This window comes from Terribacillus halophilus (genome assembly GCF_900162685.1).
GTDB classification, from domain to species: domain Bacteria; phylum Bacillota; class Bacilli; order Bacillales; family Amphibacillaceae; genus Terribacillus; species Terribacillus halophilus_A.
The window spans coordinates 2,520,308-2,540,346 of record NZ_LT727828.1 but is presented as its reverse complement, the minus strand read 5'-3'; the positions used below and the strand labels follow the sequence as shown (position 1 = coordinate 2,540,346).

14 protein-coding genes, 13 tRNA genes, 1 rRNA gene and 1 riboswitch are annotated in these 20,039 nt (G+C 41.6%); of the genes, 25 read left to right on the top strand and 3 right to left on the bottom strand.

Going from position 1 to position 20,039, the window contains the following annotated elements; genetic code table 11:
• Positions 1-90 precede the first annotated feature (90 nt).
• The 21 genes from rrf (at position 91) to B1K52_RS17420 (ending at position 11,218) form a co-directional block, all read left to right on the top strand.
• Positions 91-203 (top strand): 5S ribosomal RNA (rrf, locus tag B1K52_RS17520).
• A gap of 12 nt (positions 204-215) precedes the next feature.
• A tRNA-Asn gene (locus B1K52_RS17515) sits at positions 216-290 on the top strand.
• Positions 291-292: 2 nt separating this feature from the next.
• A tRNA-Ser gene (locus B1K52_RS17510) sits at positions 293-384 on the top strand.
• A gap of 16 nt (positions 385-400) precedes the next feature.
• Positions 401-475: transfer RNA gene (locus B1K52_RS17505), tRNA-Glu, on the top strand.
• Between the two features lie 24 nt (positions 476-499).
• Positions 500-575, top strand: a tRNA-Val gene (locus B1K52_RS17500).
• Positions 576-611: 36 nt separating this feature from the next.
• Positions 612-686 (top strand) — tRNA-Met (locus B1K52_RS17495).
• Positions 687-819: 133 nt separating this feature from the next.
• Positions 820-896: transfer RNA gene (locus B1K52_RS17490), tRNA-Asp, on the top strand.
• A 27-nt stretch (positions 897-923) separates the two neighbouring features.
• Positions 924-996 (top strand) — tRNA-Phe (locus B1K52_RS17485).
• Between the two features lie 8 nt (positions 997-1,004).
• Positions 1,005-1,090 (top strand) — tRNA-Tyr (locus B1K52_RS17480).
• 1 nt (position 1,091) lies between these two features.
• A tRNA-Trp gene (locus B1K52_RS17475) sits at positions 1,092-1,165 on the top strand.
• Positions 1,166-1,183: 18 nt separating this feature from the next.
• Positions 1,184-1,256, top strand: a tRNA-His gene (locus tag B1K52_RS17470).
• 72 nt (positions 1,257-1,328) lie between these two features.
• Positions 1,329-1,403, top strand: a tRNA-Gly gene (locus B1K52_RS17465).
• Between the two features lie 7 nt (positions 1,404-1,410).
• Positions 1,411-1,484: transfer RNA gene (locus B1K52_RS17460), tRNA-Cys, on the top strand.
• 15 nt (positions 1,485-1,499) lie between these two features.
• A tRNA-Leu gene (locus B1K52_RS17455) sits at positions 1,500-1,581 on the top strand.
• Between the two features lie 132 nt (positions 1,582-1,713).
• Positions 1,714-2,535 carry a methyl-accepting chemotaxis protein gene (locus tag B1K52_RS18430; RefSeq protein WP_077310487.1) on the top strand — a complete coding sequence of 274 codons (822 nt, stop codon included), beginning with the start codon at positions 1,714-1,716 and terminating at the stop codon, positions 2,533-2,535.
• 740 nt (positions 2,536-3,275) lie between these two features.
• Complete coding sequence (locus tag B1K52_RS17445; RefSeq protein WP_077310486.1) at positions 3,276-3,662, top strand: VOC family protein; 387 nt, start codon at positions 3,276-3,278, stop codon at positions 3,660-3,662.
• A gap of 448 nt (positions 3,663-4,110) precedes the next feature.
• Positions 4,111-4,211, top strand: a riboswitch (SAM riboswitch).
• Positions 4,212-4,332: 121 nt separating this feature from the next.
• Entirely contained in the window at positions 4,333-5,667 is a 1,335-nt protein-coding gene (locus B1K52_RS17440; RefSeq protein WP_077310485.1) for an LLM class flavin-dependent oxidoreductase, read from the top strand.
• A 14-nt stretch (positions 5,668-5,681) separates the two neighbouring features.
• On the top strand, positions 5,682-7,307 hold the full coding sequence (locus tag B1K52_RS17435; RefSeq protein ID WP_179106601.1) for an ABC transporter substrate-binding protein: 1,626 nt from the start codon (positions 5,682-5,684) through the stop codon (positions 7,305-7,307).
• Between the two features lie 12 nt (positions 7,308-7,319).
• Positions 7,320-8,249 carry an ABC transporter permease gene (locus B1K52_RS17430; protein ID WP_077310483.1) on the top strand — a complete coding sequence of 310 codons (930 nt, stop codon included), beginning with the start codon at positions 7,320-7,322 and terminating at the stop codon, positions 8,247-8,249.
• 24 nt (positions 8,250-8,273) lie between these two features.
• Positions 8,274-9,158, top strand: a complete 885-nt coding sequence (locus B1K52_RS17425; RefSeq protein WP_256855956.1) for an ABC transporter permease — start codon at positions 8,274-8,276, stop codon at positions 9,156-9,158.
• Between the two features lie 23 nt (positions 9,159-9,181).
• Positions 9,182-11,218, top strand: coding sequence for an ABC transporter ATP-binding protein (locus B1K52_RS17420; RefSeq protein WP_077310481.1), 2,037 nt, complete (start codon positions 9,182-9,184; stop codon positions 11,216-11,218).
• Between the two features lie 466 nt (positions 11,219-11,684).
• Here B1K52_RS17420 and B1K52_RS17415 read toward each other — a convergent pair whose 3' ends face one another.
• A complete protein-coding gene (locus tag B1K52_RS17415; RefSeq protein ID WP_077310480.1) occupies positions 11,685-12,758 on the bottom strand; it encodes an aldo/keto reductase in 1,074 nt (357 codons plus the stop codon).
• A gap of 180 nt (positions 12,759-12,938) precedes the next feature.
• Here B1K52_RS17415 and B1K52_RS17410 point away from each other — a divergent pair, with 180 nt between their 5' ends.
• Positions 12,939-13,631 (top strand): aspartate/glutamate racemase family protein, encoded by a 693-nt coding sequence (locus B1K52_RS17410; RefSeq protein WP_077310479.1) that lies wholly within the window; start codon positions 12,939-12,941, stop codon positions 13,629-13,631.
• A gap of 24 nt (positions 13,632-13,655) precedes the next feature.
• On the opposite strand, the gene B1K52_RS17405 is transcribed toward B1K52_RS17410, so the two are convergent.
• Positions 13,656-14,243 (bottom strand): VanZ family protein, encoded by a 588-nt coding sequence (locus B1K52_RS17405; RefSeq protein WP_077310478.1) that lies wholly within the window; start codon positions 14,241-14,243, stop codon positions 13,656-13,658.
• A 220-nt stretch (positions 14,244-14,463) separates the two neighbouring features.
• On the opposite strand from B1K52_RS17405, the gene B1K52_RS17400 reads away from it, so the two are divergent.
• Positions 14,464-15,657 carry a hypothetical protein gene (locus B1K52_RS17400; RefSeq protein ID WP_077310477.1) on the top strand — a complete coding sequence of 398 codons (1,194 nt, stop codon included), beginning with the start codon at positions 14,464-14,466 and terminating at the stop codon, positions 15,655-15,657.
• Between the two features lie 272 nt (positions 15,658-15,929).
• Positions 15,930-18,023, top strand: a complete 2,094-nt coding sequence (locus B1K52_RS17395) for a bifunctional metallophosphatase/5'-nucleotidase (protein ID WP_077310476.1) — start codon at positions 15,930-15,932, stop codon at positions 18,021-18,023.
• Positions 18,024-18,060: 37 nt separating this feature from the next.
• On the opposite strand, the gene B1K52_RS17390 is transcribed toward B1K52_RS17395, so the two are convergent.
• Positions 18,061-19,269 (bottom strand): DUF4317 domain-containing protein, encoded by a 1,209-nt coding sequence (locus tag B1K52_RS17390; RefSeq protein ID WP_077310475.1) that lies wholly within the window; start codon positions 19,267-19,269, stop codon positions 18,061-18,063.
• 248 nt (positions 19,270-19,517) lie between these two features.
• Here B1K52_RS17390 and B1K52_RS17385 point away from each other — a divergent pair, with 248 nt between their 5' ends.
• Positions 19,518-19,946, top strand: a complete 429-nt coding sequence (locus B1K52_RS17385) for a hypothetical protein (protein WP_256855955.1) — start codon at positions 19,518-19,520, stop codon at positions 19,944-19,946.
• Positions 19,947-20,039: the final 93 nt, after the last annotated feature.

Sequence of the window (20,039 nt, the reverse complement as noted above, 5' to 3'; positions counted from 1 at the left end):
CTACTTTTTTTAATAAAACTATTGCATTTCGTCGTAAGAGCATATATAATATAACTTGTCCTTGAGAAAAGCGACAACATACATAAGAGGTCTGGTGGTAATAGCGAAGAGGTCACACCTGTTCCCATGCCGAACACAGTAGTTAAGCTCTTCAGCGCCGATGGTAGTTGGGTTCGCCCTGCGAGAGTAGGACGCTGCCAGGCAATCTTGATTATTCCACAGTAGCTCAGTGGTAGAGCTATCGGCTGTTAACCGATCGGTCGCAGGTTCGAATCCTGCCTGTGGAGCCATTGGAGAGCTGTCCGAGTGGCCGAAGGAGCACGATTGGAAATCGTGTAGACTGTTAACGCGGTCTCGAGGGTTCGAATCCCTCGCTCTCCGCCATAAGACTTACATAGATGGCCCGTTGGTCAAGCGGTTAAGACACCGCCCTTTCACGGCGGTAACACGGGTTCGAATCCCGTACGGGTCACCATTATACTTTATCAAGACCAAACCTGGAGGATTAGCTCAGCTGGGAGAGCATCTGCCTTACAAGCAGAGGGTCGGCGGTTCGAGCCCGTCATCCTCCACCATATGAATTCAACTTCATATCTATTACCTTTTATTATCGCGGGGTGGAGCAGGGGTAGCTCGTCGGGCTCATAACCCGAAGGTCGCAGGTTCAAATCCTGCCCCCGCAACCATAATAGTTCACTTTCTACGTCGATTACCTTCTTGGCTAGTGAACAATAGGAGTACTCGAAGAGTGCAACCATAATAGTTCACTTTCTACGTTGAGTTAACTTTTTAGCTAGTGAAATTAACAATCTATTAAGTGGTCCGGTAGTTCAGTTGGTTAGAATGCCTGCCTGTCACGCAGGAGGTCGCGGGTTCGAGTCCCGTCCGGACCGCCACTTATACAACATGTATATATTACATATGGCTCGGTAGCTCAGTCGGTAGAGCAACGGACTGAAAATCCGTGTGTCGGCGGTTCGATTCCGTCCCGAGCCACTCTAATCGGAGGGATAGCGAAGTTGGCCAAACGCGGCGGACTGTAAATCCGCTCCCATCGGGTTCGTAGGTTCGAGTCCTACTCCCTCCACCATAGGGGTATAGTTCAATGGTAGAACAACGGTCTCCAAAACCGTCGATGTGGGTTCAACTCCTACTACCCCTGCCATTTTATTTTAATTCTATGGCGGTCGTGGCGAAGTGGTTAACGCACCGGATTGTGGCTCCGGCATTCGTGGGTTCAATCCCCATCGATCGCCCTCTATATAGCTTTAGGCTATAGCCAAGAAACAGGTAAGGATTCCTTTAGGAATCCGACGCCTATATCTTATGCGGAAGTAGTTCAGTGGTAGAACATCACCTTGCCAAGGTGGGGGTCGCGGGTTCGAATCCCGTCTTCCGCTCCATAATATTGGCGGCATAGCCAAGTGGTAAGGCAAAGGTCTGCAACACCTTGATCACCGGTTCAAATCCGGTTGCCGCCTCCATTGACTTTTCAACATGCCGGTGTGGCGGAATTGGCAGACGCGCACGACTCAAAATCGTGTTCCGTAAGGAGTGCCGGTTCGACCCCGGCCACCGGTATCACAAGGCATCATGCCTTAGAAAGGACTTAGGATAATTTCCTAAGTCCTTTTTTCATTTTTAAAGTCTTCTCGACTGCTTAACATGTATACTTAGCATCTAGGTTACATAAAGAAATGGGGAAATCTTCATATGTTACAAAGGGTCGATTCATTAGATAGCATTATTTCTGTTATTCCTGTATTAAAAGCATCCGTACCAGCAGATTTATCGATAGCAGTATGTGATTTGCAAAAGTTTGTTGCATACTTTCCTGGCGAAGAAATTGATTTAAATATAAGAACAGGACAAGAGCTAAATCCCAAAGAACCGTTAGCGATAGCAATAAAAGAAAATCGCTACTTAAAAGAAGATGTTCCAGCAGATTTTTATGGCTTTGAATTTACTGGTACCGCAAATCCAGTACAAGATAAAGAAGGTAACATTATTGGAGGAATTGCAGTTCAATTAAAAAGGCAAACAGAACTGAGAATGATTGCAGACCAAATATCAAGTTCGCTTTCTCAGGCGAATCAACAAATTGATCAGATTAAATCGGGGTCAGCTTCTTTAGAGAGTCACGCACACGAATTGCTCAAGCAATCGCACAAAGCTGGTGAGGATGTCAGCCAAACGGCTGAAGTCTTGACCATTATTAAGCAAGTAGCAGATCAGACAAGTTTGTTAGGATTAAACGCTGCCATAGAGGCTGCACGTGCCAAGGAATATGGTAAAGGATTTGAAGTTGTAGCCAAAGAAATACGTAAACTTTCTAATGAGACAGTTGCTTCAACAGACTCTATCAATAAAACAATGAACCAAATGCAACAAACAGCTCAGCAGATGGGAAGTTATATAGAGAAGGTCGCAGCTGTTGGAGAAGAACAAGCAAATTCAATTCAGCAGACATCCACTTTTATTGAAGAAATTAAAGTCATGGCAGATAGGCTGAATCAGTTTGCTAATAAGTTGTAGACTTAAAATAAGTCCCCAATATTATCGCTGTTAATAAGATTAAGTCATTGAACTTATTAGATGGTAACTCTTGCGTGATATAAAATTCATGAGGTATTTATCTTAGAAGAGCGAAACTATGGATAGAATGATATAAAAAATATTGTCTGTTTTCATCAGGTTGATGAAATCTAAAATGAAATATTATAATGATTATATTGAGTGATGTATAAGAAGGAAAAAGAACTATAATTAGTTCTTTTTCCCTCTTTAGCTTATGTTAATCCGGATTCTAATTTTTTTCATCGAGAAGCATTGGCGAAGAGAATTGATCATGCTTTAGTTTATATGTTAAAGCAACAGCATGAAGATGGCACAATTTCGCCTGGCTGGACCAACTATCACTTGCCCCCTGATACAGGATTTGTTGTCACTGGGTTTGCTGCCTGTTACAAGGTAATGCAATAAAGACAATTAATGAGCTTACCTGTACAGGTGATAAAAGTAACTACTTTTGCCTTAAGAGCGGAGAGCATGAACACGTGATGGAGCATATAGGAGTTCAGCATGAAGTAAAGGATGTCACTTCTGTTAAAGTGAACCTTATATCGCCTATTGATAAATGCTTTGAAATTTGTATGGTTGAAGAATCTTAGTGAGTGAGGTTTAAGTAATATCTTTTTAAAAAAAGCTCATTCAGACAAACCTCTATAGTAAGATTATAAGTGCGCAGCAATATACACCAAGGAGGAGAAAGAACCATGAAAGTCATTGTTACCAGTCTATTCGTTAATGACCAGGCCAAGGCATTGACCTTTTACTCCGAAATATTAGGCTTTACAAAAAAGAATGACGTCCCCGCAGGAGAATACAGATGGTTAACACTTGTTTCTCCAGATGAACAAGGAGGTACCGAGATTTTACTCGAACCAAATATTCATCCCGCCGCAAAAGATTATCAGACGAGAATATTTTCTGAAGGTATTCCAGCGACAATGTTTGGGGTTGCCGATATCCATCAAGAGTACAATCAGTTAAAGAAAAAAGGCGTGGTATTTACAATGGAACCAACAAAGGTGGGAGAAAACACCATTGCTGTTTTCGATGATACATGTGGTAACCTTATTCAGTTATTGCAGCAACAATAGGACGAAGAAGATTGTCGTAAGAAAAGGCAGAGAAACACTTGTTTCCTGCCTCTTTTACTATAATTATCACGATTTATACAGCTCTTTTTTGCTATCTTCTTGAACACCCTGGAGGTGATCAAGGACTTTGAAATAGTGTGTAATACCAATGTATTGCCGATACGCTAAGCTTACGTTCCGCATGAGTCCCTGCTATATGTTATCAACCTTATTATATGCGTACGTCGAGATGCTAGCATTCTATCTGTATAAAAGAATAAAGCAACTGCAAACGAAAAGTATAAAAATTTAAAATATTCTCTTTAAATCATTGACTTCAGCATTGATTATCGATTATGGTTATAAGCATATCAATAAACACAGGGCGCTGACTGGTCGACCAGAGGCATTTATTCTATTTCGGAATAAATGCCTTTTTTTATAGAGCCCCTTATTAAAATTGAATAATGACTTATCAAGAGAAGTGGAGGGACATGGCCCAATGAAACTTCGGCAGCGGATCTATTGAACACCGTGCCAAATCCATCGGTAAGCACCGGAAGATAAGCAGAAGAAGAAACCTACCTTTTTCTGTGTAGGTTTTTTTATTTTAAAGGGGGACTGTTTGTGCTTTAATCCGAGTTTGTTAATGAGATTACTTATATAAAACAAATGAAAGGTGGAAATATACATGGCACGCAAAAAAAAATTGCACTTAGGAGCTATGGTACATGGAGTCGGCGGAGGCTGGGCAGATTGGCGCCATCCTGATTCTGTGCCCAATGCAAGTACAGACATCGATTTTTATAAGCAACAAGCAGCTGCGGCAGAATCAGGTAAATTCGATTTTGTGTTTGTGGCAGACAGTGTGTCCATCAATAAAAATTCCAGTCCGCATTATTTAAATCGGTTTGAACCGATGACGATTCTATCTGCTATTGCATCGGTAACGACTCACATTGGGCTTGTAGGAACAGTGACGGTGAGTTATAGCGAGCCTTACACAGTTGCAAGGCAATTTGCCTCACTCGATCATATCAGCAGAGGGAGAGCTGGATGGAATGTGGTGACTTCCTGGTTGTCTGGTTCAGCTGCGAATTACAGCAAAGACAAACATCCAGAACACGATGAGCGCTACAAAATCGCTGCTGAGCATTTAGAAGTGACGAAAGGTCTTTGGGATTCCTGGGAAGACGATGCGTTTGTTTATGATAAGGAATCAGGTGAATTCTTTGAAAGGGATAAACTCCATGAACTAAATCATGAAGGAGAGTACTTCAAAGTAAAGGGACCGTTGAATATTGCTCGTTCCGGTCAAGGGCAACCGGTTATCTTCCAAGCGGGCAGTTCCGAAGCTGGTCGAAATTTCGCTGCAAAGCATGCTGAAGCCATTTTTACTTACGGTAATTTTGAAACAGTTAAGGATTTTTACAAGGATATTAAAACAAGAGCCCAATCCTTTGGTCGTAATCCAGATGAGGTTCTCATACTACCGGGAATCTTACCATTGATTGGCGAAAGTCAGGAAGCAGCCGATGCTAAGCATGAGGAATTGGCGAGTCTGGTTACAATTGAAAAGGCATTACATGCTTTGGGCAGGCCGTTCAATGACCATGACTTCTCTGTTTATCCACTCGATGGACCTTTTCCTGATGTTGCGCATTTAGGGGCGGAGAGTCAAAAAGGCAGTTCGGATAGTATCATCCGCCTTGCCAAGCAAGAAAATTTAACATTGCGCCAAACAGCGTTACGATTTGCTACTCCAAAAGGTGAATTCGTAGGCACTCCTAAAAAAATAGCTGATCTTATAGAAACTTGGCTGGAAGAAAAAGCATCAGATGGATTTATCATTCAATCTGCTACACCAAAAGGACTCCCGGAATTCGTAGAAAAAGTTGTACCTCTATTACAGGAGCGCGGAATTTTCCGAAGTGAATATGAGCATAGCACGTTAAGAGGTAACCTCGGACTTTCTGTACCGGAAAATCGCAATACAGCTAATAGACGTCAAACAACTACAATCTAAAAATGGGTGAGACTATGAAGAAAAAAAGACTCCTGATTGCTATTATCCTGCTGCTTGCAGCCCTGCTAACAGCATGTGCAGATGAGACTGAAAGCAGCACAACCCTCTCTAATAAGAACCCTATTTCAGGCGGTGAAATAACATGGGCTCTGGCGGGGACGGTAACGGAGGATAATCTGGATGCACACAAATCAGGCAACGCACAAAATGGCCGCGTTACAAGGTCTATCTATGACAGCTTGGTTCATGAAACGAAGGATGGAGAAATTGAACCTTGGCTGGCTGAATCCTGGAAGATTTCGGAGGACGGAAAAACCTACACCTTTCATTTGAAGGAGAATGTATCGTTTACAGACGGTACTCCGTTCGATGCAGAAGCAGTAAAGTTTAATTTCGATCGTATTAAAGACCCTGCAACAAATGGTACGAATTCAATGAATGAGTTAGGTCCTTATGAATCAAGTGACGTGCTAGATAAGTACACAGTAAAGGTGAACTTTTCCAAACCTTTCGCGCCTTTTTTGAGTAATGCTGCTAAATCGGATTTAGGATTCGTATCGCCTGCAGCGGTGGAGAAGTTTGGAGAAGCTTATCCGCAGAATCCAGTAGGTACTGGACCGTTCAAAGTGAAATCATTCACACCTGGAACGCAGGTTGTCCTTGTGAAGAACGAGGATTATGACTGGGCCCCGGACGGCTGGGGTCATGAGGGAGAAGCTTACTTAGATAAAATCACTGTTCAGTTTGTACCAGAAGAAGCAACACGTTTAGGGGTGCTCCAAAGCAAGCAGGTACATGCTGCCGATATTGTTCCTCCACAAAACCTGGTACTTCTAAGAACAGATCCGCAATTTAACATCTTGGAGACAGAGTTGCGCCAAATCAATTATTCTATGTATTTAAATCCTCAAAAGGAGCCTTGGGATGACCTTGATGTCAGAAAAGCAGTAAGAGCTGCATTGAATATTGAGTCAGCTGTTGAAATTGTTTATCTTGGTACATCCGAACAGGCTTGGTCGCCAGTAACAACCAATATGAATGGGTATGCAGCCAGTGTGGAGAACAGCTGGGAATATAATCCTCAACTATCAGCGCATTTACTTGAAGATGCAGGTTACAAGAAGAATGCAGATGGTATCTGGGCTAAGAATGGAAAATCCTTAACTATCGATTTTCTTGATACACAAGGAAATCGAGAAAAACGGATAGATTTGGCTACTGTATTCCAAAATCAATTAAAGGAAGCAGGGATTCAGTTGAATATTGTATCGCTTTCTGCCGGTGAGTATTTGGAACGAAGATTAGCAGGAGATTATGACATGATTGCAGCAAGTCAGTTTTCTGGAGATCCGGATGTCATGCGTATGATTTTCTCAACCAAGGGTCCTAATGGTGAAGAAAATCTCGCGAGGGCAAATAAGCCGGAATTGGATGAATGGCTGGAAAGAGGTTATTCGACAAATGATGAAAAGGTACGAAATGAAAACTATGGGAAAGCGCAGGAATATATCATTGAAAATGCTTATTCCATTCCGACATACTTATTCCAATATTCTTTTGCAACTGTTGCAGAATTAAAAGGAATTGAATTTGATTCCCCTGGTTTTCCAGTTTTCTATGATGCTTGGCTGCAGCAATAAGGAGGGGGAAAGATGGGACGTTATATTTTGAATCGCGTAGGAATCTCTAGTTTGGTCGTGCTCGGATCAATGACATTGATATTCTTTCTGCTTCACATACTGCCTGGTGATTCCGCTAGGCTGATTGGAGGAGACAATGTTTCAGATGAAAGAGTTGCAGAGCTGCAGACGCAATTTGGATTGGACAGACCTTTATTCGAGCAGTACCTCTCTTATATAACGGGCGTGCTGACGGGAAATCTGGGCACATCCTTTATCGATAATCAGCCTGTACTCAGCAAGATCATGCTCCATTTTCCAGCAACGCTCACCCTGACATTGTTCAGTACACTTATTGCTATTGTGATAGGAGTAGGATTGGGGATTCTCTCAGCCGTCTATCAAAAGAGCTGGTTTGACTATATGGTGCGTTTTGTGAACTTATTTAGTATTTCCATGCCCAGTTTCTGGCTTGGAATCTTGTTAATATTGGTTTTCTCCATCCAGCTAAGGCTTTTACCCGCCTTGGGAAGCGGAACGTGGCAGCAGCTTATCTTACCATCTATCTGCTTAGGGGTGATTGGATCTGGACTGCTTGCCAGGATGGTCCGAAACAGCGTGCTTGAACTAAAAAATGAACACTTTGTTTTAGCATTGAGAGCGAAAGGATTAAGAGAGAGGTCGATTATCTACAAGCATGTATTAAGAAATGCGCTCATACCGGCCATAACGGTAATCGGTATTCTAATCGGTGAGCTCCTGGCTGGTTCAGTAGTTACCGAAACAGTTTTTTCAAGACAAGGTATCGGCAGGCTGATTGTCGATTCGATCAACCAAAAAGATATACCAACTATTCAAGGAACATTGTTGATTGCGGCAGTGCTGTATATCCTTGTGAATTTATTGGTAGATTTCTCTTATGCGTATATTGATCCCCGCATAAGGAAGTCGCTTGTTAAGTGATTTAGATAAAGAAAGGAGAAGATGATGAACACAGTATATTCCAAAGCTGCCGGTGAACCATTAAAAAAATCAAAATCTATTCATTTAAAGAGGTTCAATCTGTCTTCTGTTTCCTTCAGTTTGTCTCTCATCATGATACTAGTTCTCATCTTATGTGCTTTATTTCCAGGCGTGATTGCACCGTACTCCCCATTCCAGATGAATCAAGCGGTCGTCATGTCCCCCCCATCCTTTACGCATGTGTTTGGGACGGATCAATTTGGACGCGATATGTTCAGTTTGATTGTTTATGGTACAAGGCAATCATTAATGATGGGGCTGCTTGCTGTTTTGCTTGGCGGGTTCACTGGTACTGTCATCGGACTGCTTGCCGGTTATTTCGGTGGTATTATCGATACGATTTTTATGCGCTTGACGGATATTCTGCTAACAATCCCCAACATACTGCTTGCTATTGCTATCTCTGCTGCCTTGGGACCAAGCTTGCTGAATATCATTGTGGCGGTCAGTTTTTCAGCTGTTCCGAATTATGCCAGGGTAATCAGAGGACAGGTGATTGCAATTAAAAGCCGTCCATATATCGATGCATCCAAGACCATTGGAATGCCCAGGATGAAAATTATTATGCGTCATGTACTGCCTAACTGCAGCTCGCAAATAATAGTAATGGCTGCATTGGGAATCGGCACCAGTATTCTGATCAGTACAGGTCTAAGCTTCCTTGGTCTTGGTGTCATCAAAGAAATTCCGGATTGGGGCTACTTGTTATCCCAAGGTCGGAGTTATATTACGATTGCCTGGTGGATTGTTACCTTCCCTGGACTAGTCATCACCTTATTGGTAATTGCAGTGAATATTTTAGGAGACGAACTGAGGGATCGCTTGGATCCGAAACGAACAAGAGCTTAAACGGAAAGAAGTGATGAAAGAAGATGTTACTTGATGTCAAGGATCTGAGTGTTGGTTTTAAGACGGAATATGGTCTGCTGAATGCAGTGAATGAAGTGGAAATGCATATTGATAAAGGTGAATTCGTCGCGCTAGTGGGAGAGTCGGGCAGTGGGAAAACAATCACATCATTGTCGCTTATGCGCTTGATCGAGTTCAATAATGGAAAGATAACCAGCGGAAAGATAACATTCCAAGACCAGCAGCTGGAAAAATTGTCACAGCGGCAAATGAGCGAGTTTCGCGGCAGCAGGATAGCAATGATCTTTCAAGATCCTATGAATGCACTAGATCCGGTCTATCCCATTGGTCAACAAATAGCTGAAGTACTGATCAAACACAAAAATATGCCAAAGAAAAAAGCGGACCAGCAAGCAATCGAACTGCTTGGGAAGGTGGGCATTCCTGACCCGAAAACGAGATTAAAACAGTATCCTTATGAGTTTTCAGGCGGTATGCTTCAGCGTGTAGTAATAGCGATGGCGTTAGCTTGTAAACCAGAGCTTTTGATTGCAGATGAGCCGACAACTGCACTTGACGTCACTACCCAAGCGCAGATTTTAAGCTTGCTTCTGCAGTTGCGTGAAGAGTTCGGTATGGCTATTTTGCTGATTACACATGATTTAGGAGTTGCTGCCCAATTAGCAGATCGGGTAGTTGTTATGTATTCTGCTAAAGTTGTTGAGGAGGCAGTGGCTGAAAAGCTGTTCCAATCACCTTCCCATCCTTATACAAGAGGTTTGTTAAAATCAATCATCTCACTGGACAGTGAGCGCAAAACGTCCCTATTTTCTATCGATGGTTCTATTCCTGCGCTTGATAATATTCCATCAGGCTGCCGGTTTCATCCGCGATGTGAGTATGCGACAGAACTTTGTAAGTCAAAAGAGCCACCGTTAGCTGATAAAGGAGACAGCCGGGTTGCCTGCTGGCATACCGATAAACTGCCGGAAGAATGGAAGCTGGAGGCTGCATCGACACTGGAGAAGCTAGAAGAGCCAGACGAGGAGAAGCGTTCTGCTTTAATAGAAGTTGAAAACCTCTCTAAACATTTCTCGCTGAAGAAAGGAATATTCGATAAAAAGCAAGTTCTGCAAGCTGTGGATAATGTTTCATTTTCTATTCGGCGTGGGGAAACCTTTGGATTAGTCGGTGAATCTGGGAGCGGTAAATCTACACTTGGCAGGATGCTGCTGCAGTTAGAGCCACCAACAGCTGGGGAGATCCGTTTCGAAGGAAAGAAAATAATAAATGTAAACGCTGATGAAAAGAAAAAGCTAAAAGCGAATATGCAGATGATTTTCCAGGACCCTTCTGGTTCAATGGATCCAAAATGGAAAATTGGAAATGTCATTGCAGAACCATTAACAGTGCACCGCAATTTGAAGGGTGATGAAAAGCGGACATATGTGAAAGAATTGATGCAGATGGTTGGATTGAATCCCGACTGGTATAACCGATATCCTAACCAGCTTTCCGGGGGGCAAAAACAACGGGTTGCAATTGCGAGAGCGATTGCACTGGATCCAGCATTTATTTTAGCTGATGAAGCAGTTTCCGCATTGGATGTTTCTGTTCAGTCCCAGGTTATTAATCTATTACAAGACCTTCAGAAAAAGCTCGGATTGACTTATTTGTTCATTGGACATGGTATGAATGTTGTCCGCCATATTTCTGATCGAATAGGAGTTATGTATCTCGGACAGCTTGTAGAAATTGCACAGACTGACGAACTGTTCCGCAATCCGAAGCATCATTATACAAAGAGCTTGATAAATGCTATTCCGAATCCTGCTGAAAAGAAAAATACATTCTCTCAAGTGAAAGGTTCTATCCCATCTCCAACGAAACCGCCTTCTGGGTGCAAATTTCATACAAGATGTCCTGCAGCTACCAAAATTTGCAAAACAGCAAAACCTAGTCTAGAGGAGGATACGGATGGTCATTATGTTGCTTGTCACCACCCGTTGACTGCACAAGCTGCCTTAGAATCCAAGGAGGAAATGGAAGTACAAACATGAAAAAAGAAATTCTCAGGAAGAACTAATATTAATTAATCTTAATTAATATTGAAGAGATTGTCATTGTCAGTGAGGAAGAGGATAGCTTATATGGTAATCATCATTTGATGAAAAAATTGTGCGTTTCTTACCAAGAGAGAGGGAACTGGTCCGTTATGTCTCAGCAACTAGTTTGTCAAAGGTACGGTGTAATCTAGAAGGTGCGTTGAAGATAGGAAGCTTACGATATTGATAAAAAACCTCTCTCTTATGAGGAAGAAGGTTTCTTTGTATAAAAAGAAGAGGAGAATAGCTTAGAAACCCCATTCCTTAAAGGATGAGCTTTCGTTCTCTTTATTAGTTCCTAGAGAAAAGGGATTTTAACAGATTGCAAGCACAGTTACATTAGTTACTTGTATGAATCCAAATACACCGAATGTCAGAGCTCATACAGAACTCAGGCATTCGGTGCTTTACTTAGCTAAATTCACTCATCCAACCCCATCGACTGCTTATACCCTTCCAAATAAGGCATTTCCGCAGGGCTTCCTTTTTCGAAGGAGCTCATTGCGCGATGCCAGTTTGGATATAGAGGTGCTGGGCGTGCTGCTGACTCAATTAGATTGTGTTCATCTTGTGTCAGTTGAATGTCAAAGGAATCAATGTTCTCTTTTAACTGTTGTTCATTGCGGGCCGCTATTACAATTGGACCGACGTTTGGTCGGTCTTTGGTCCATGTGTAAGCGATTTGTGGTACGGATGCGTTATGGTTGGATGCAACTTCTTCTAGTGCATCAATTACCTTATAAAGACGTTCTTCGTCCTGTACCCAAGGCTCTGGCCAGCCGCCGCCTTGGCGGGTGTTTTCTGGTGCTGTTTTATTGCGACCGATTTTACCGTTAAGAAGACCTTCACCAAGCGGGCTCCAGATCATGTTGCCGATGCCGAGTTCTTTCCCTGCTGGGAGCAGTTCGTACTCTGCTTCACGAGCTTCTGGTGTGTAGTAGATTTGCTGGGTAATTGGCGGAATATAACCCGGCTGCTGTTCTGCAACAGAGAAAGTTCGCGAAAGTGCCCAGCCGCTATAGTTGGATACACCCCAGTATCGGATCTTTCCGGACTTAACGAGGTTTGTCATAGCCTCAATTGTCTCTTCAACTGGCGTGCGCCCGTCCCATAAGTGAACAAAGTACAAGTCGAGGTAATCTGTACCTAGACGCTGCAAGGACTGATTAATTGATTTCTCGATATTAACACGTGAAGCGCCTCCGTCATTTGGTCCGTCGCCTAATTGGAAACCAGTTTTAGAGGTAAGCAGCACGTCGTCTCGGCGTCCCTTAATAGCGGCGCCAAGCACACGCTCCGCATCACCTTTCGAATAAAGATTGGCTGTATCAAACATGTTTATACCAGCTTCTAAAGACATATCTATCATACGACGCGCTTCATCTTCTTGTACATTGCCGGTCGCTTCAAAGCCATTCGTTCCGCTGAACGGAATTGTTCCTAAAATATATTTCGGAACACGCAGACCAGAATTACCTAAATTGATGTATTCCATGATATCCTCCTGTTTATATTGCTATTTTATTTCCTTTACCCGACGGCTGATTTAGTAAAACCGTTCATTATATCAGCATAGTTTTTTTGACGAAAAGGTCACTTTTATTTTAATAAGTTTGACAATTGCAGCATTACTAGATAGTTTAAATAGAACAGAAGTATGAGAAGGGGGAAGATGATGAAAACAATCGGTTTAATCGGTGGCATGAGCTGGGAGTCTACCACAGAATACTATCGTATTATAAATGAAGAAGTGAAGAAGCAATTAGGCGGGTTACATTCTGCAAAGTGTGTGTTGTACAGTGTTGACTTTCATGATATTGAGAAATATCAAGCGGAGGATGACTGGGAGAAAGCGGGGGAACTGCTCGGTGAAGCCGCGTATTCTCTGGAAAAATCCGGTGCAGCATTTATCGTCATCTGTACCAACACGATGCACAAGGTAACAGCTTTTATAGAAGAGAAAATTAACATCCCAATCTTGCATATTGCTGATACGACTGCCAAACAAATACTAGAAGCTAACATAAAGAAAGTAGGCTTGCTGGGGACGTCTTATACAATGGAACAGGATTTTTACCGTGAACGAATTGCAACCAACGGTATTGAAGTAATTGTTCCAGACAAAGAGGCGAGACAGGAAGTGAATCGTGTGATTTACGAAGAGCTATGCTTAGGGAAAATCACCGAATCTTCTAAAGCATATTACAAAAATGTTATAGCGAACTTAGAAAAGCAAGGCGCAGAGGGGATAATTTTAGGCTGTACAGAGATTGGCTTACTGCTTCAGCAAGCTGATTCCCGAGTACCTTTATTTGATACAGCTGCTATCCATGCACTAGAAGCTGTTCATACCTCACTTGAAGGTTGAAGAAAAAAAGATTGCAGAGAAACTTTACTTTCCTCGCAATCTTTTTTGATGTCCTAATCTTAGAAAGTGTATCTTTATAACAATCCAACCTAAAAGTGCTCCTAGTACATTTAGAATAAAATCATCAATATCAGTTACTGCATTTGATACGCCAGTAACAAGATCTTGTGCAAGCTGTGATAGTTCAATGAATATGACTAGAAGTATGGTACCGATGAAGAACTTATAAAACCTAGGTGTCTTCCTGTTCAGAAGACCAATTAATAGTGGGAGAGGCAGCAACATGATAAAGTTTCCGACCACTTGTCTGTAATTACCCGACTTCAATGAGTTGGTGATTGTTTCAAAAGGGTTTAACTGATAGATATGCTGCGCTTGTATGTCAAAAAATATAGAAGCATTATAAACAATCGTAATAGGAAGTAAAGTGAGCTTAAAAACAGACAGCCCATAAAAGAGGATTGCGCCGATGATAAATGACTTTCTGAAATTATAGTGCTTCCTTTTTATTTTATTGAAATAGAGAAATAAGAAAGCGAACAGCGTTATAAAGACAAGTAAAAACAGTGGTGGGTGTAAATTGTAATCAACGGCGTACACATTATTCAACATTCATCTATCCCTTTGGAACCGTATTGTAGTGGATAACTACTAATGTATAGTCTATTTTCCTTTATAGGAACCTCTCAAACTAGCTAGAAAAAGAGCAAGCAGAACCAGAAAAGATAAAAAAATTAACATATCCAATTGACTGAAAACTTAAAATATAATACGATGCTAACATGCTCGATATTTTAAGAAAATTCATACAAATTGAGCTGGGAGGGTCCTTATGTCACAACTATTAGCTTTAGTAATCCTTACCTTAATCTTATTTATTGGTGATATGGTAGCAGTTCGAACAAAGGCATGGGTACCATCCGTATTTGTTTGTGCCATTTTATTCCTTGCTGGATACTGGACATTCTTCCCAAAAGATATTGTGTCACTGGCAGGAGTGCCGCCAGTGGTGGCGACAATGATTATGTATTTATTGATTACCAACATGGGAACGCTGCTATCTTTGAAAGAACTGAAAGCACAGTGGAAAACAATCGTAATTGCACTAGCTGGTATTTTAGGAGTTGTCGTTACGTTATTAAGTGTTGGAACGCTGATTTTCGGATTTGAAACGATGATTGTTGCTGTGCCACCATTGGTCGGAGGAGTTGTTTCTTCACTTCTTATGTCGGATGCAGCTAGTGCGGCAGGTCTTTCTTCACTAGCGGTATTTGCTATTGTTATATACGTTATCCAAGGATTTGCTGGCTACCCAATCACGGCAATCTTTTTGAAGAAAGAAGGGAAACGGCTGCTAAAGTTTTATCGAAATGGAGAACTGCAAATAGAGGAGCCAAAAGATGCTGAAGCAGAGATTGCTGCAACAGTAGAACCGCAAGTACAGAGGTGGAGACTGCCGGAAAAGTACAATACCGACTTCTTTAAGTTTTTCAAGTTGGCGCTTGTGTCTTACGCAGCTTATCTTGTTTCAACTTTACTGGGCCCAGTGGTTGAGATCAGCCCATTTGTACTTTGCTTATTGTTCGGGGTAATTGCCACTAGCATGGGATTCCTAGAAAAGCAGACGTTGCAAAAAGCGAATGGTTTTGGAATCGCAATTTTAGTGTTAATGCTGTTTATCTTCGATGGTTTAAATAAGGCAACACCAAGTATGATGCTGGAAATATTATATCCCTTAATAGGAACAATCATCATTGGAGTAATAGGGATGTATATTTTCTCCTTCCTAGCAGGTAAGGTTTTAAGAGTGAGCAAGAACATGGCATTTGCCGTTTCTTTAACAGCTCTTTATGGTTTTCCGGCAGATTATATTATTACAAACGAAGTGATAAAGTCATTAACAGAAGATGAGAAAGAAAGAGAAGCATTAACGAGCCATATGCTGCCGCCAATGCTTGTTGGAGGATTTATTACAGTCACGATTGTGTCGGTTGTATTAGCAGGAATTTTTGTAGGGTTTTTATGAATAAAGTATAAATCAATAGAATTATGATTTTTAAAACCACTTCTTTTTGGAGTGGTTTTTATTTGAACTGAATATAGACGGAGTAAGTTATAGAAAGAGTGTAACAAATCATAGAGCTAGTAGTCATTGAACGAAACTTTTTTATATATTAACAATCTCTTCATGTTAACTTAATAGTATGCTTCTACAATATAGTAGGAGAGTCGACAAAGGTTGCGTACGGTAGAAATACATCTCTTGTCGAAATTTAGCTATTGGGGGGAATATTATTTATGAAGGGTAAGAATCGTTTCAAGTTTTCAATGAGTGCGGCTGTTATTATTACTATTTTATCATCATCTATTGCTTTGCCAACTAGTACATACGCTGCGGAAGAGAAAGTAGAGAATTTCTCCTTAACGATTATGCATATGAACGATACACACGCGCATGTGGAGCCTTTGCCGAAAATGATTACGGCGATAGAGGAAGTACGAGCACAAAATCCGGATGCACTGCTCCTCAATGCAGGGGATGTTTTCTCCGGCACACTTTATTTCAACAAGTTTCAAGGACAAGCTGACTTGGCTCTATTGAATATGATGAATATTGATGCGATGACATTCGGAAATCATGAGTTTGATTTAGGGTCTTCGGAGAACGGACATCAATCATTGTCAGCGTTCATTGAAAAAGCGAATTTCCCCTTCATTTCTGCTAACGTAGATTTTTCCGGTGATCCTTTTGTCGGAAACAAAGTAAGTAATATATTTGCTGAAGACGCACAAGACAGCAATGTGTATGACGGTATTGTAAAAGAAGTGAACGGTGAAAAAATTGGTATCTTCGGCCTGACGACAGAGGAAACACTGGAAACTTCGAGCCCTGTTAATGCTCAAATAACGAATTACGCTGCGGAAGCAGAAAGAGCTGTTAAAACGTTTGAAGATATAGGCATAGATAAGGTTATTGCACTTACACATCTCGGCTACGACAGTAATCCAGCCGTCGGGAATGATTTGATGCTGGCAGAACAAGTGGATGGCATTGATGTGATTGTAGGCGGTCACTCGCATACAAAATTGGAACAGCCGACGGTAGTTAATACGGATGAGAACGGTGCTCCGAAAGATCCGACAGTAATTGTGCAAGGATATCAGTATGCGCAGAACTTAGGGGAATTGCATGTTGAATTTAACGAACAAGGGCAAGTTGTAAGTTCTGAAGGTCATTTAATTGACGTCGAGGGAAAAACAGCAGATCCGGAAGCATCTCAAGTACTCGCTTCTTACAAAGCAGAAGTTGACGAAATGTCCAACCAAGAAACAGGTGCTGTAGCGCAGAAGCCGCTAACCAATCCGCGTCTTTCTGACAGTAATGTAAGTGTGCGGGCAAACGAAACAGCATTAGGTAACCTCATTACGGATGCTATGCTTGTGAAAGCACAGGAGAAAATGCCGGAGGTTTCCATTGCCATACAGAATGGCGGTGGTATCCGTGCGGCAATTGATCAAGGTCCGATTACCGTGGGTGAAGTAATTACTGTTCTGCCATTCGGGAACGATCCTGCAGTGGTAAAATTGAGTGGCGATGAAATCAAGCAGATTTTAGAGTATAGTGTTCGATTGGCTCCAGAGGAAAGCGGCGGATTTTTGCAAGTTGCTGGAATGAAGTTCAGCTACGACAGTACGAAAGAAGCAGGATCCCGGATTGTTTCGATGCAAGTGAAGAATGGTGATGTGTATACGGATATCCAACCTAATCAAACCTATCTTGTAACAACGAATAACTTCACTGCAAAAGGCGGAGATGGTTATGATGTATTTGCGAATGCATATGCAGAAGGTCGTGTACAAGATTTAGGCGAGATTGATTGGGAACAATTCCGAGATTATATGGTAGAAGATTTAAATGGTGTTGTTGACCCTGTAATAGAGGGACGAATTACCGATTTGTTAGGTGAGAAGCCAGAGCCGGTAAATCCGGCTGAACCAGAAGAACCGCAACTAGATGATGAAGATTCAAAAGGTGATGACAGCGCAGATCCAAATGGTGACGGAGATAACAAGGACGACCAACCGCAACAGCCACAAGAAGAGCCGAAAGATGATGATAAAGGCAATAACACAAAAGACGACAATAAAGATCATCAAGATAACACTGGCACCACACCTCCTCCGAGTGCCGGAAACAATGGCGGAAATAACTCGAACAATGGTTCAGATGGTAACATTGTCAAAGTGGCCGATGACAATGACAATGTTGTGAAAGGTAAGCAGCTTCCAAACACGGCAACAAATATGTTTACGTATATGCTGACAGGAGCTGTATTGTTAGCTGCAGGTGCAGTTTTGTATCTTTTCAAACGAAAGAAAGCAAAAGCTTAAATAAAAGAAGGATGCTGCAGCAGCATCCTTCTTTTATTCATTCCGTGATAGAAGTTTCCGGTTCTATTTCGCTTACCTTATTCACTAGTGACTCTTCCGTCATTGTAAAGCCTTCAATGACAGTATCTTCTTCCACTTCGATCATAATGCAGCGTTTATTGTTGAAGACAACTTGCCGTACATAACGCAAATCTTCTGGGCTGATGGCGATATTGGCGACTTTTGTTTTAATTTTAATCGATTTAGAGTTGTACTTAGGTATAACACTTGTTGCTTTCATTTCATATTTTTCATCATCGATTACCTTCTGATAAGCAGTCTCGACCTTTTCCGGCGTGACGTTTTCTATACCGCTAAGCGTCAAGACGCGCTGGACATCGTTCCGATCAAGCTTTGGTGCTTCATCCTCTTCGTTTTCTTCTACCACACGATTAATCTCTTCGTACACATTGGCTAGTGCTGATGTACTCAGCTGGTCTCCAGTAATGTCTTTGACGATTTCTTCGAAAACACTTTTATCATCTCTTGCAGTCATGATTTCTTCTGCGGTCAGAACATCTTCAATGAAAGCTGTGTCTGGCTCGTATGCTTTTGCGGTAGAGTACAGCACATGGTTTACGTCTGCTGCGCTATCATTAAAGCAAGGGAAGAGAAAGCCGGAAAGTGGTGCCTGTAAGTTGATCACGGGATTGACTGTGACATTGTACTTAAATTCACGTTCTACATAATCAAATTCCAATTCTTTTTTTGGTTCCTGTGTTTTGTTGATACTGCACAACAGGAAGGAGTGGGAATACATAGTGTCATTCGCGCTTTCTTCTGCTTCTGCATTTGGACGTTTCTGTGCTTTTAAGTACTCCGCTTTAATAAATGAGATGACAACATCATGCTCATACTGCCTGTCCTGCAGCATCTTAGCGACAAGAGTGAGCATGTCATTTGTCCACTCCTCCACATCGTTGGTAAGCAACCCACGGTGCAAAATCAATTGACTGCTGTCTTCCGCATCTCGTTTGAATTTCAGTTCAAATAACTTCTCATCGAGATTCCCAGCCAGCACTTTTTTAAAATTCCCGAGAAAGAGTTCTTGCTGGTCTTCATCTAACATCCCAAATGGCATACTTTCGTGATGATAGATATCACTGGATTCTTTCATAATATATACGTTAAAAATATCCGAGATTCGGAGTTTATCGTTGCCTTTTTTGAATTGTCTTCGGATTGTTGCGATATCTTTTTTATTCATATAGATTCCCGTTCCTTATTCATAGAATGAAAAGCATGTTCATTTATTTTAACACAGACAGGAGCTGCGAAACGGCACTTTTACTGTTAGGTTTTGCAGATAAGATTTTGACTGTTTATGTTAAAATTTGGAGATGGGACAGAATGTGGAGGGATGGGTTTTAATTTTCTGTAGAGAACCACGAAGATTATGATACATACCAGACGATTACAGAGGAATTCAAAGAGAAACTAGCAGCTTATGAGCAGGTGCTTCAGACAGCGTATAAATTGATAGTTAAGCCAAAAGCGTTCGTATGGACTACTCCAGAGCTTGCAACTTCTGTCTACTCTAATGTTCCCATTCCGGCATTCACGAACAAGGATATCATCTATATGACACCGGATCTGTCAGCGTGGAAATCTTTGTTTATGGAACAATTGGAAGAACGTGATTATCCAGAAATTAAAGCTTTTTATGAAACAATCTCTAATAACCAAGTACTAGCCATAGCAGGTTATGAGATGACGCATTATTCAGATCTATTTTTAGATGAATTTGACGATGATCGTAACGATGGCATTTGGTTCGAAGAGGGCATGTGTGATTACTTATCTCGGAAGCATTTATTAGGAAAACAAGAGTTTGAAGAGATTGCAGATACTGGCGCAGCGGCTATGCGGTTAAATACCTGGTAGAGAATAAGTTCAATAATGACGCATTGCGTGTGTTTGAGGAATATCACAATTGGAACGCAACAGGTCGCAATGTTTCCTTATTAGAAAATTTCG

Bases quoted from the DNA above. Each gene is read 5' to 3' on its own strand.
- B1K52_RS18430 (WP_077310487.1), top strand. From the start codon at position 1,714: ATGTTACAAAGGGTCGATTCATTAGATAGCATTATTTCTGTTATTCCT.
- B1K52_RS17445 (WP_077310486.1), top strand. From the start codon at position 3,276: ATGAAAGTCATTGTTACCAGTCTATTCGTTAATGACCAGGCCAAGGCA.
- B1K52_RS17440 (WP_077310485.1), top strand. From the start codon at position 4,333: ATGGCACGCAAAAAAAAATTGCACTTAGGAGCTATGGTACATGGAGTC.
- B1K52_RS17435 (WP_179106601.1), top strand. From the start codon at position 5,682: ATGAAGAAAAAAAGACTCCTGATTGCTATTATCCTGCTGCTTGCAGCC.
- B1K52_RS17430 (WP_077310483.1), top strand. From the start codon at position 7,320: ATGGGACGTTATATTTTGAATCGCGTAGGAATCTCTAGTTTGGTCGTG.
- B1K52_RS17425 (WP_256855956.1), top strand. From the start codon at position 8,274: ATGAACACAGTATATTCCAAAGCTGCCGGTGAACCATTAAAAAAATCA.
- B1K52_RS17420 (WP_077310481.1), top strand. From the start codon at position 9,182: ATGTTACTTGATGTCAAGGATCTGAGTGTTGGTTTTAAGACGGAATAT.
- B1K52_RS17415 (WP_077310480.1), bottom strand. From the start codon at position 12,758: ATGGAATACATCAATTTAGGTAATTCTGGTCTGCGTGTTCCGAAATAT.
- B1K52_RS17410 (WP_077310479.1), top strand. From the start codon at position 12,939: ATGAAAACAATCGGTTTAATCGGTGGCATGAGCTGGGAGTCTACCACA.
- B1K52_RS17405 (WP_077310478.1), bottom strand. From the start codon at position 14,243: ATGTTGAATAATGTGTACGCCGTTGATTACAATTTACACCCACCACTG.
- B1K52_RS17400 (WP_077310477.1), top strand. From the start codon at position 14,464: ATGTCACAACTATTAGCTTTAGTAATCCTTACCTTAATCTTATTTATT.
- B1K52_RS17395 (WP_077310476.1), top strand. From the start codon at position 15,930: ATGAAGGGTAAGAATCGTTTCAAGTTTTCAATGAGTGCGGCTGTTATT.
- B1K52_RS17390 (WP_077310475.1), bottom strand. From the start codon at position 19,269: ATGAATAAAAAAGATATCGCAACAATCCGAAGACAATTCAAAAAAGGC.